The following is a 12,883-nucleotide window of genomic DNA, read 5'->3' as shown; positions in this document are numbered from 1 at the left end:
GTTCACGTCCTACGCCATCCGAATTTTAAAAGGTCTCCACAGCCCAGTCAACCGCCCGGTTCACGCTTCTCTGTACGTCTGTCAGGACTCCGGTCAGTCCGGACGGCTTGTTCGTAAACAGCAGCTTCCGATCGCCGCCCGCAGACTCCGATGTTATGGTGACATCTTCAAAAATAGCGTCGTAAATATCATCCTTCTCATTCTGCTCGTGATATTGCGATTCAAACGCCACGCCCCCCGCGCAAATCGAAACATCCACAGGCTGTTGGTCCAGAATTAACTGTTGATCGACACTCACGGACACGGAATGGCCTTTCACCGAAATCTCCAACCAACGGTTGCCAAGTATGTTGACCGGATACTCATTCTCATCATCCCGATCTCCGGCCTGCGTCTGTTCCTTGGTATATACCGATGCTTTGTCGAATTGCAGATCCTCTTCACCCCACTCGACCTTCGGCAGGGAATAAGTGAACAGCTCCTCGGGCGCTTGACCTGCTCGCTTCTGCTCTACCACCACGTTATTGTTCTCCAGAAGGAGTCTTACGTAAGAGCCCTTGGTCCGGTCGTAACGGACATAGATGGACTGCCGTCCTACCACATTACCGAGCGCTTTAGCCGAGACGGTTACGTCAGTCTCTTCGCTACCTTTTAAATAAACCGTCCCTGCCTGAGACGGAGGCGATGTGACCACAAAACGGTTATCCGCAAATTCAAACGCTCCGCCGAGCAGCTCCCACTTGTCAGCCTGCTGCTTGTCCCCCCGCACAAACTGCATAGCTTGTCCTTGGTCCTTGTGCAGCTTCATCAACAGGTGATTGGTGGACCAGAAAGGAGCAGGCTGGACCCGAGTCAGATTATAAAGATCGCTATCCTGCGAGTTGAAGGCCATACCTTCCAGGTTGAAATTCATCCCAAACAACTGCTCAATCTGCTCCGTATTGGCATCGGCTACAAGCTGATTCATGCCGCTGCCAAGCGCATTGGCGTGCATGATCATATATGTCCCTGGAACGTAACCCAGCGATTCCGTGTAGACTTTATTCATCGCCTCATAGTCAGCTTGAATCCGTTCTTCCATCTCCGCGCGGTTCTCGAGCGGTATCATGTTCTCGTCGCGAATGAAATCCATCAAATAGTGGTTGTAATACTCCACGTTGGATTTGCTGGTCAGTTCACCCTCATCCTTAACGCCGATATAACGGCCTTCACTATCAAAAATATTAATATAAGTCAGCCGGTTGCCGTTGGTCCCCAGCTCCCAATAACCGGTGCGGGTCATCTTCAGCATATCCTTCGGCTGCAGAAATTTCCGTTCACTGTTGCCCATTTTGCCCGCATAAGACAGGAAGGTGGCCTTATAGTTGTATTTCTCCAGCAGCGGCTGCGCAAACAGCGCGGAGTCATTCCGTCCATCTTCAAAGGACAGATACAGCGCTTTATCCGGCAGCTTCTTGCCATGACGATAATAATCGATAATATCTTGCTGCGAAATCGTGGTGTAGCCCTGTTCATATAAGGCCTTCAATTGTGCATCCAGTTGGCTCTTGGATACGAGCTTGGATGTCCCGGTGCGGCCAACCCCGAAATAGGATAGCGCAATAAAGCCTTGATCCTGACGCCAGGCCGCTCTGTCCGGCTCCTTATAGGTGCGAAAATCGAAAATCGCATTCGCCAGCAGGACGGCTACTACGGCCAATACAACGACCTGTGCCGTAACTTTGATGATTTTGCGGCGATTTTTTCGCTGAACATTGAGGGCTGCATTTTGTTTTTTACCCATTTGTCATCCTCACTTCAACCGCTTTGACACGATCAGAACGGTAATCCGAATTTTTTGCCTTTGCGCTTGCGGGCTTCCTTCTTCTCTCTCGCTTGAATATCCTGCGGAGTTTCCCGAGTCCCCCATGTCGACTTCCAGAAGGTAAACCAGGCCACCGGCATCTGCCATAACAGCACAAACTCATAGAACAGGCAGAATACGAAGCCGAACACCCAGAGCTTGCTCTTGCGGAACAGCAGGTGGGCAAGACTCATCAGCAGCGCCATCAGCAGCAATCCCATCAGGAAGGTCCCCGGGAAAATGCCGTGAACGATCGGCACGTACATCAAGTTATAGGCAACCACGACAGGCGCGGCTATCGGCACGATTAGGCCTATGTAGAAAAACAATGCCATAAACGGTTCTTTGCGCCAAATAAAGCTTCCGGCACGGAGCGACTCGCGCAGCCATGAGCGCTTCCAGCGCATCTGCTGCTTCAGGAACACCTTCATCTGTGAAGGGACAATCGTCGAGCATATGGCCGAATCCTGGTAACCGGTGCGATGTGTTTTCAATATAAAGTTCGTCATGCTCCGGTCATCCCCGAAGGTGGCGGGTCTGCCCAGAAACTTCTGGTTCAGCCAGGCGTCCGCATGCTGCAGGATCAGCTCTTTCCGATAGCAGGATAACGGGCCCGACAAGCAGGTCACGCTGTCAAACCAGGACTCCGCCGCCTTCATGATCCGAAAAGCAATATAATAACGGACCGTCTGCAGCTTCGTCATGTTATTGGTATATTTGTTCTCGACGTCCGTCCGGCCGGCCACGCCGCCCATCTTAGGGTCCTGAAAAGGCTGAACGAGGTGGCGAATCGCCGTCGGGTCCAGAAAGCTGTCGGAGTCCACGAAGACCACCAAATCATGCTTCGCCATCTCCACGCCCTTGACCAGGGCGACCCGCTTGCCCGCATTCTCCGGCAGCACCGTATAGGACAAGCGTTCGCGGGTAGCGTAACGCTTCGCCTCGGAGTGAATCACTTCAATCATATCCTTGATCTGCTGCACCGATTGATCTGTCGATCGGTCATCCACGACGATGACCTCCAGCTTATCTACCGGATAATCCTGATTAATACAGCTGAGAATCGTACGTTTAATCCAATCCGCTTCATTGAAGCAGGGGATGATAATCGAAACCCCGGGTGTATAATCCGGATTGATTGGCACATCGCGATACAACGCCCCGAACAGGTAGCGAGTTAGCAAAAACAGGGTTGCAATTAAGCTGTACAAATACAGCACCATGTTGTATTTGAAATAGATAATGCTCTCGGCCCGCATCAGCATGATGAAGAGCACCGCCATGAACATCAACGCGCTGGCAGAATACACGGAATAGCCCCACCGTTTGCGCTGAAAATATTCCGTTAGCGGCTTCGCAAATTCTAAGGCAAGCCTATGTTCTTCACCGGATTCCGTCGAATTCGTGACCCGACGAACGACGCATGCCTCCATCCTTACAGCCGATTCGAAACCCTCGGGCATGGCGCCCGGCGGGATCCGGAATCGGACCTTCACCGTGTCGCCCACTTCAAGACCTGAAGGGACGTCCGGCAGCTTGAGCAGCAGGCCCGTGGCCGAAATGTCGGCAGCCTGTCCCTTAATCCTGGCTTTTTTCTTTTTCCCCTTGGGGACGATCCATACTTCAAATTCCGCTTCATAACGCAAGCTGAGCATACGCAGTTTATTTACATAGTCAGAGCTGGACAAATCATCCCCGGGCTGCTGGGCCCGGTTGCCTCTCCGGTCCGCGTTCAAACGAATCTGCTCCGGATCGGGTACATAGGAAAGAGTGCGTCTATCCGTACGCGGAACCGCAAGAACTTCTTTAGTGCTCTTCGATTGCTTTCTTTTTATAATCCTCATTGCTTTCTCCCATCGTTACAAACTCCAATAATGAAAGCCATTCGCTTCATATTCGGTTTTTGGATAAGCTCCCTTCACGTCGATCAGAAGCTTCGCCCCTTCAGAGCTAAACATGTCCTTGAATTCGGCAATCCCAAGCTGCTTGAACTCCCGGTGAGCGACGGCGACAACCGCAATCTGAATGTCTTTCAATCCGCTCATGTCCGACAGCTCGATACCATATTCCTCATATGCCTGACGCGGATCCACGTGCGGGTCCGCGACCATCGGCTGGATTCCGTAGTCCTGCAGCTCCGTGATAATATCGATGACTTTGGAGTTGCGGATATCCCGGCAGTCTTCCTTAAAAGCCAGACCCATTACCGCCACCTTCGCCCTCATCAGATCGATACCTTGGCGAACCGCGAGTTTAATGACATGCTGGGCGATGTATTTCCCCATTCCGTCATTGATATGCCGCCCGGCCAAAATAATTTTGGAATGATATCCCGTATCCTCGGCCTTATACGTCAGATAATAAGGATCGATTCCGATGCAATGCCCGCCAACGAGCCCCGGCCGGAACGGGAGGAAATTCCACTTTGTTTCCGCTGCCCGCAGCACGGCATTCGTATCGATATCCATCTGGTTGAACAGCATAGAGAGTTCGTTCATGAAGGCGATATTGATATCGCGCTGGGCATTCTCGATGACCTTGGCCGCTTCCGCCACCCGGATGCTTTCCGCCCGGTGGACGCCCGCATCAATGATCAGCTCATATAGGCTGGCGACCGTCTCCAGCGCCTCCGGATCATTGCCGGATACAATTTTTACGATGGTCTCGAGTCGGTGTACCTGGTCTCCGGGATTGATTCGTTCCGGGGAATACCCCACCTTGAAATCCTCGCCCAGGCGCAGGCCGGACTCCTCTTCAAGAATCGGAATGCAAACTTCCTCCGTTACGCCCGGATAAACCGTTGACTCATACACAACAACCGCTCCCCGGGTCAATGCGCGGCCGGCCAATCGGCTGGCATTGCGCACGAATTTCAGGTCCGGGACATTTCCGCTTTTTACGGGTGTCGGAACGGCGACAATAAAGCAGCGAGCTTCCTTAAGTTTATCCGGATCCGAGGTGAAGGCAGCCGTGCAGTTCGTAAGCGAAGCATCCCCGATCTCACCGGTAGCATCGAATCCGCTGCGATACTGCTGCACCTTGGCCTCGCTCAGATCGAAGCCGATGACATCCAGCTTTCTTGAGAATGCGACCGCCAGCGGCAGGCCCACATATCCAAGACCGACGACCGCTAATTTATCCACGCGGTCCAACATATTCACATATAATTCCATCTTATTCCATCTCCATTGCGGCTTTGTCCTGCAGCTGCATCATGTCCGCCATTTTTACAAACGTATATCCTTTATTCTTCAGCCCTTCCAGTACTCTTGGCAGGGCCTCAACGGTATGAATGTCATCCAGCATATGGAGCAAAATGACGCTTCCCTTTTGTGTCTTGGTCATAACGCCGTTCACAATATCGTCGGCACTGTTGGAAATATCCCAATCCAGCGTAGTCACATCGTACATTGCTATGGCGGGGTAACCGGCAGCCGCCAGCGCTTTGGCCCGTTCGTCATCTACCACGCCGGTCGGCGGGCGAAACAGCATGACAGGCTGCTGTTGTATGGCCTCCGTAATAACCTGGTGGGCCTTGACGACATCCTTCTGCAGCTCCTCCGGCGTTAGCGATGTAACGACGGGATGGCTGTAGGAATGATTGGCCACATCGTGTCCGCCTTCCACCATCGCCCGCGCTAAATTCGGGTTGCTTTCCACTCCTTTGGCCCGCAGGAAAAAGGTGGCCTTCACATCATGCTCCTCCAAAATATCAAGGATACGGGTTACCGTTTTGTCGCTTCCGAAATCATCAAAGGTCAGGGCAACTTCTTTTTTGTTGGTATTGACTTTATAAACCAGTTCATATTTCGACTGTTCATAATCCGGATTCATTCTTGCAGCGTCGTATCCCGGAATTAACTCGAGCGGTTTACGCACGCCGGCATTCTGCACCAGTTCATCCAGCGTAACCAATTGATATCCGATCTCGTCCACGGCCTGGGCTATGTATTTAATAGAAGAAATCACTTCTGGATTGACATCGGTATTCATGGAAATAATACCGCCTCTGGAGATGTACCTGGTCACATACTCTCCAATCTCTTCTGCACTCTGCATATTGCGATCCTTGGGATTAATGTTATAACTTACAACGGCCTTCATTCCAAGATGTGCTGCTGCCAGCGGCACTTCTTCCGGATAATCGCCCGAGCGTGTCCGCACATAACGGGGCTGGGCGCCCGTTTCCCGCTCAATGACATCGTTCGCGAGTTTGATTTCCTTATAGATCTGATCGTAATCAAGCTGATTCATATCGAGCTGATTGAGCGTATTGTTCTCAATTTCATGACCTCTGGACAAAATGGCATCCGCAATGTCCGGTTCCTCCGCCACTCGGATCCCCGGAAGAAAGAAGGTCGCCTTGATTCCGTACGCATCGAGCTCATCGATCAGTGCCATCATGGTCGCTTTATCGCCCATGCCGTTAAAGGTAAGCGCCAGTTCTTTCCTGGCTGTGTAAACAAACGGGATTTCCCTGCTCTTCTCCCCCGTGTACCGTTCCACTTTTTGAACAGTCGCTGTCGAACCGCCCGCTTCATCGCCGGGAGCTTGCTTACCTCCAAAAAGACCGCAACCACCCAATAACGCCAGGGTTAACAACAGTCCGGTCATTCTCATAAGCATGTATAACATTCGGGTATTACTAGAATCTCTCTTCATCTGGATACTCCTTTTAAATATCAAACAGGGTTTTTATTTAAGCCCTTCCTGAATAAACCAATAGAATATAACACCAACCTATCATAAATGCTATAACATTTTGGAAAAATTCATGGATTTTCATCATTTTCATAACTTTGAATTACAATAAGGAACCCCGGTCGTCCAGCTTATGTAATCCGTTGCCCATGTTTTTTTCTAAACATGCTTCTACTCCCTGCCGCTCGATGATTCACATTATAGAATTCAGTTCTATACAATTTCTAAACAATTCCGATGTAACCGGGGCCTTGCCCCATGTCAGACAAAAAAAATACCTCCGAAAGTCTCTTAAGACCTTCGAAGGTATGTTGAATAGTGAATGATTCATGTTGTTCATATTGTTACCATTTAACCTGAAAATCGCTATTGAACCTCATGCAAATCAAGGTTCTTCCCCAGCCATCGCGGTTCGTTTGTGAACCCAAGCCTGATAGTGATGAACGGCCAGTCCCGCAAAGGAGTTATGGTCGCTGCCAAGTTTGGCGGCACGCAGAGCTTCATCCTCCATCTCCTGTTCACTCTTGGCAAAGAAGGTGAGATGCTCGCCTTCCTCCGTATCCCCAAGCTCCATACCGATCCAGACAGACTTGCCGAGTTCGTCCGCCTGCTCCAGCTCTTCCTTGGACAATTCATACATCTGCTCCCCGCTGTCCCGGTACGCCATAACGGCAATCGCGTCCGTATTCTCAATCATCCAGCGGCTGAACGAGTCGGCATCCGCGCTGCGGGGTCCAGGTATCGAGTCAAGCCAGAAAGGAACGGCGGCACTGAACGTTAGCCCCTGATGCTTTGCCTCCTGCACCCAAACCTCCATGTTCGCGCTCCATTCTTCCACCACCTGTGCCTGTTCACGGCCCCATCTTCGGAGCACATAGGGCTCGACATCGAACTGCACGCCCTCGAATTTCTCCTCCGGCGCAGCCGTACGATTGTACGCTTCCAGCCAGGCCAGCAGCTCCATCCCTTTTCGCCGGCCTTCCTCATAAGCCCAATCCGGCTGACCGTTCAAGGCATGGACGCTGATTCCCTGCTGATGTGCTGCAGCTACAAAATGGCGGTATTCTTCGTCCGTCACCTCTTCTTGAATCTGCAAAAAGATCGTTGTAATGCCTTCCCTGCCGCTAAAGGCCACAATCTCCTCCGTTTCACTTCGGATCAGACTTGCATCCCACAGCCATGTAGCCTTGTTCAGATTCACCTTGCCTGACGGGAGAAGAAAAAGGATCAGCAGCAAAAGACAGATGCCGGCAACCAGAATGATCCACTTCGCCTTTGCATGTATAGGCCTCATTCTTCTCGTCCATTTCATCAGATCAAGACAGCCTCATCCGGCTCAACTACATGCTGAACAGAATGGCCGATCTTGTAGATATGAGGCTCGGCGAACGCTTTAAATGCATTTCGTGTATCTAAGATCGGCACGCCGGTCGAAGCGATCGAATGATAATCCAGATTGCTGTGGTTTGTAATGAGGACGATGCAATCGTAACGGCTGAATTTCGCCAGATCATACTCCACGCTGCGAACCGTCCCGCCTTGCTTATCCACAAAGCTGTGGGCATATGGATCGAAATAATCCACATAGGCGCCATTTTCCTTGAACTGTTCATACACTTCAAGACCAGGGGATTCACGCAAATCACTGATGTCCGGCTTGTATGCCATGCCTAATAGCAGGATATTCGAGCGCTTGATCGATTTGGCATATTCGTTCAGAATCGTAGCCGTCTTGTTGATCACATAGTAAGGCATATTATCGTTGGTGGACTGTGCCAGCTCAATAAACTTGCTGTAGAAGCGGAAGCCCTTGGCCTTCCAGGACAGATACATGGGATCCAGCGGAATGCAGTGGCCGCCGATGCCCGGTCCCGGATAGAATGGCATGAATCCAAACGGCTTGGTTGCCGCTGCATTGATCACTTCCCATACATCAATGCCCATGCGGTCACACATCATGGCCATCTCGTTGACAAAGGCAATATTCACGCTTCGGAACGTATTCTCCAGCAGCTTGGACATTTCCGCCACTTTCGGGTTGCTGACGGGTACCACCGTCTCCACGTACTGCTTGTATAACGCTTCACCCAGCTTTAGGCAGGCGTCCGTCGTTCCTCCGATCACCTTCGGCGTATTTCGCGTATTAAACCGGCTGTTCGATGGGTCGACCCGTTCCGGTGAGAAGCACAGATAGAAGTTTTGGCCAACCTTATAACCGAGCTTCTCAATCGGCTGCTGAATCAGTTCCTCCGTGGTTCCCGGATAAGTCGTGCTCTCCAGCGTAATTAACAGATTAGGTTTCATAAAGCGTTTGAGCTGATCGACTACCATTGTAATGTAGGAAGTATCCGGGTCCTGATTCTCGCTGAGCGGCGTCGGCACGCAGATGCTGACCGCGTCGATCACAGCAATCATGCTGTAATCCGTTGTCGGTTTAAAGCGCCCGGTCTCCATGCATGCCGCAAGCTCTTCGGACGAGATGTCACTAATATAGGACTCGCCGCGGTATATGCGGTCAATTTTGTCAGAATCCAGATCGATACCGATGACCGTGAATCCCTGTCTTACCATTTCCACAGCCAGCGGCAACCCTACATAGCCCAGTCCCACAACACCCAGAACGGCTTTCTTATTCTCAATGGCACTCAATAAAGTTTCATATTCCTCATTCACAAGTATTCAACCTCCATCGGATGTTTAGTCTATTCGTCTATTTCTTTTGCCTATTCGCCAAAAGACAGACCTCGTTTTGTTGAAATCTCTCCTTGCGATTAAAGAACCTCTCAGCTCAACTAATCACGTATCATTCATCAATTCTCATCAAACTAAAAGCGTTAGTAACGATGTGTTTAATGAAGGCAGCGGCGGATGCGGGCATCCAGCTCCACCGGCGAGAACGGTTTGGTTACATAATCATCCACCCCGTTTTGGAAACATTGGCTGATCGTTTGCTCCACTCTTTTCTCGGTTAATACCACAATTTTCGGCGGCTCCTTCATATCCAGCTGCTGGATATGATGGATGAAAGGCAGGCCGTCGATTCCATGCAGGTTGAGCTCGGTCAGCACAAGATCCGGCTCCCATTTCGGGATGAGATCCAGCGCCTCCAAACCGTCTACGGCTTCAAGCGTTTCATAACCTTGCATGGTCAAGCGGATCTGCAAAAACTCCCTTACCGTGGCATCTTGATCCACGATGAGAATGCGGTTTTGACCGCTGTCTGCTTCCTCCTGCGTAAATATATGAATATCCGAAGAGGTGCTGAGCTTGGCCGCTTCCGCCATCTGCTTCAACGTCAGCGCTGATGGCACTTCCGTAAGCGCGGCAAGCGTAATACGCGGATCTGCTTGCTCCAAACGGCCTTGCAGATGCTGCTTCAGGAGCAATGCCTGATAATGGGCGGCATCCAGCGAATATCCAGGCAAGGTAACGGCCATTACACCGGTATGGGTGTCTTGCAGTACCTCACCATTCACGCCGGACAGCTGGTCCACAAAGCTTTGAACCTCTGCCAGCCCAGCCTCCGTCTCGGACGGATTGCCTGCACAGTACAGAAACAGCAATGCTGCTCCATGGCTATGGTTTCTCACTTCCTCCTCCAGGCGGCCGTAAAAATCTACGGCCTGCACGCGTTGCAATGTTGCGGATTGAGACATAACTGTAGGTCCCACCTCTCTTTATATTTTGATGCTGTTACATATGAACCGGGCCTTGAAGTCAGGCAGCCTCGTTCTTATCTTTCCAGCTCTGCCGGGTCATGGTCCCCCATGAATTGTTGTTTTGCAGATATTGAATATGCCCCTGTACTCTCCACAGCACACCTAACTGGTGGTAACCCACGAATTTGAGTGCCGAGAAGAGGAGCATCTTCACCAGATCGGACAATTTGGTATACCGGCGGAAGGCCATCTCCTCCAGGATGAGAGCTCCCACGCTGAGCAGGTACCCACTTAAAAAATTGACGAGTCCAAACACGACCAGCACATGCCAATTTGTCATATCCAGCAATACATATCCAAGCAGAGCCAGAAGGCCCGTAATTCTGAAGTAAGGGTTTAACGCTTCAAAAATAACGTTGTAGGGCATCGTCAGCATGCCCATGACTTTATATTTCGGATTGAACACCATATCGCGGTTCTCGATCATGTTCTTCAAGTTTCCCCGTCCCCAGCGCTTGCGCTGATTGGACAAAATGTTGTAGCTGTCCGGCGCCTGCGTCCAGCACACCGCTTCCGGGCAAAAGGAAACGCGGTATTTGATTTTATTTTCCAGCATATAGCGGTGCAGCTTGATAATGATGTTCATATCTTCGCCGGGGTAACCTCCCCGATAGCCGCCCACCGCAATAACATAATCTTTCCGGAACAAGCCGAAGGCTCCCGAGACGATGATGAGTCCGTTGAAATGGCTCCACCCGATTCGTCCTCCAAGGAAAGCTTTCAAGTATTCGATCGATTGGAACATCGGCCATATCCGGCGCGGCAAGGATACGTCCTTAACCTCTCCGTTCTCAATCACGCAGCCATTGGCGATCCGAACATCCCCGCCGATTGCCACCGTTTCCTCGGGATTCTCCATATACATCCGGGCCATCCGGATCAGCGCATCCTTCTCCAGCAATGAATCCGCATCGATGGAAGAAATCAGCGGATAACGGGACAGGTTAATGCCCGCGTTCAATGAATCCGCCTTACCGCCGTTCTCTTTGTCGATGAGGTAAAGCTGCGGGTACTGCGGATTATAATAAATGCCCCGAACCTTGTTCGTGTTGATGTTGCCGCGGATCTCCGGATTGGGGAGCAGTGTCAAACCATACTCCTCAATCAGCACCTTCAGCGTCTCGTCGGAGGATCCGTCATTGATGACGATGACCTCGTAGGTTGGATAGTTCAGCGTCATCAGACAGCGGACATTCTCCGCGATGGTCAACTCTTCGTTATAGGCGGGAACCAGCAAAGATACTGACGGAACCAGTTCCGAACCCGAGAGCGTATTGTATTTGGAATACGTCGCACGTCTGAAAATATCTTTAATATTTCTGAAAGAAAACATCAGAATTACAAAATAAAGCGCGCTAACGATCATGACGTAATAAATCGCCACCATACCGTAAGTGAGCAGGATATCTCTAAGCAGTGTAATCTCCTCCTACTCCTGCAACCGTGCCGATCCGTTTGTTCGTTTGAACACCGAAATAACGATCGTACACCAGTTTCTTTTTGTTAAAAGCCACCATTTGCTCGACTTGCTTGTATTCGCCTTCGTTGGACATGATCCGTTCGATCCGGTACAAGGCCGTTTCCCTAGCCGGACCTTCTCCTGTCAGCGCCGCTTGACACAATGTCTCGAAGCCTTGTTCTCCCAACATGGCAAGACTCTCCGCGCTGTTGTTGCGCACATGCCAATTCTCGTCCTTCAAGGCGGAAGCCAGAATCGGAATGCTGCCTGCGGCATGCAGCCGTCCCAGCGCTTTTGCCGCTGCTGCTCGCACTTCCCACTCATGATCATTCATGAGCTCCGCAATGGTATCATCCTTCAGCGCCGGATAGGAGCCAAGATACAGCTTAACCGCCTCCGCACGCACATCCTTCTCTTCGGATCCGACCAGTCGATCGAGTGCCGGCACGACAGCCGGAATAGCCTGCCCCCACATGGCTACTAGCGCCACCTTGACCAGTCCAGGATCGGGATCATCCAAGAGTTTCCGCATGAGGCCGGCCGAATCCAGCCGGGTTTCAAGCAATATATCGGCAGCCATATGATGAATGGCTTTATCGTAGGACAGCAGCTTGGACAACATTTCTCGAATCTGCTGTGACTGAACTGCGCTTTTGGCAATCGCCCGCGCTATGATGATGGTCATCGGACCGTATTTGGTACGGTTCATCAGATGCTGGAGCTGAGGCACGGCCTCTTCCGCACGCATCCCCCCAAGGCGGTAGACCGCTTCAATACGGCGATCTTTCCGCAGGCTGGATAATGCTCGAACCTCCTCTTCCACAAATCCGGCATCCCGGCATAGGCGCAGGAGCTTGTCTCTGGCGTCCCCTTTGAATTGCTCGATCCACTCTATAAACTTGGCTTGAATGACCCGGCGCTCAGCCGATGTCAATTTGCCAGGCGGGAGCTCCAGCTTCGTATCGTCATGCAGATGACTCTGGACATACACAAAATAGTCATGATGTTTTTCTGTTAAGCGTTCCGTTTCTCTTTGTAAGGCATTGTGCTTGATCTTCATTTGGAACAACAGGATAATGCCGGCTGCAATAAGGCCGAGACATACATAGACGAAGACGTATGCCATTTCTAAATTTGAAAACATATCCGATGGCTCCTCCT

9 protein-coding genes are annotated in these 12,883 nt (G+C 51.1%); all 9 read right to left on the bottom strand.

Going from position 1 to position 12,883, the window contains the following annotated elements:
- Window positions 1-25: 25 nt before the first annotated feature.
- Window positions 26-1,783 (bottom strand): polysaccharide deacetylase, encoded by a 1,758-nt coding sequence (locus ACQKPA_RS19915; RefSeq protein WP_427494249.1) that lies wholly within the window; start codon window positions 1,781-1,783, stop codon window positions 26-28.
- 32 nt (window positions 1,784-1,815) lie between these two features.
- Complete coding sequence (locus ACQKPA_RS19910) at window positions 1,816-3,687, bottom strand: glycosyltransferase (protein ID WP_427494248.1); 1,872 nt, start codon at window positions 3,685-3,687, stop codon at window positions 1,816-1,818.
- Window positions 3,688-3,702: 15 nt separating this feature from the next.
- Complete coding sequence (locus tag ACQKPA_RS19905) at window positions 3,703-5,016, bottom strand: nucleotide sugar dehydrogenase (RefSeq protein ID WP_427494247.1); 1,314 nt, start codon at window positions 5,014-5,016, stop codon at window positions 3,703-3,705.
- A gap of 1 nt (window position 5,017) precedes the next feature.
- Window positions 5,018-6,505, bottom strand: coding sequence for a polysaccharide deacetylase family protein (locus tag ACQKPA_RS19900; protein ID WP_427494246.1), 1,488 nt, complete (start codon window positions 6,503-6,505; stop codon window positions 5,018-5,020).
- A gap of 424 nt (window positions 6,506-6,929) precedes the next feature.
- On the bottom strand, window positions 6,930-7,856 hold the full coding sequence (locus ACQKPA_RS19895) for a hypothetical protein (protein WP_427494245.1): 927 nt from the start codon (window positions 7,854-7,856) through the stop codon (window positions 6,930-6,932).
- Window positions 7,856-9,217 carry a nucleotide sugar dehydrogenase gene (locus ACQKPA_RS19890; protein ID WP_427494244.1) on the bottom strand — a complete coding sequence of 454 codons (1,362 nt, stop codon included), beginning with the start codon at window positions 9,215-9,217 and terminating at the stop codon, window positions 7,856-7,858. The genes ACQKPA_RS19895 and ACQKPA_RS19890 overlap by 1 nt, the downstream gene beginning before the upstream one ends.
- 176 nt (window positions 9,218-9,393) lie before the next feature.
- A complete protein-coding gene (locus tag ACQKPA_RS19885) occupies window positions 9,394-10,200 on the bottom strand; it encodes a response regulator transcription factor (RefSeq protein ID WP_427494243.1) in 807 nt (268 codons plus the stop codon).
- A gap of 61 nt (window positions 10,201-10,261) precedes the next feature.
- Window positions 10,262-11,629, bottom strand: a complete 1,368-nt coding sequence (locus tag ACQKPA_RS19880; RefSeq protein ID WP_427494242.1) for a glycosyltransferase family 2 protein — start codon at window positions 11,627-11,629, stop codon at window positions 10,262-10,264.
- Between the two features lie 43 nt (window positions 11,630-11,672).
- Window positions 11,673-12,866, bottom strand: coding sequence for a HEAT repeat domain-containing protein (locus tag ACQKPA_RS19875; protein WP_427494240.1), 1,194 nt, complete (start codon window positions 12,864-12,866; stop codon window positions 11,673-11,675).
- Between the last annotated feature and the right edge of the window lie 17 nt (window positions 12,867-12,883).

It is taken from the genome of Paenibacillus sp. NPDC093718 (genome assembly GCF_050279985.1).
Classification (GTDB): domain Bacteria; phylum Bacillota; class Bacilli; order Paenibacillales; family Paenibacillaceae; genus Paenibacillus_AQ.
This window is presented reverse-complemented; position numbering and strand designations above follow the sequence as displayed.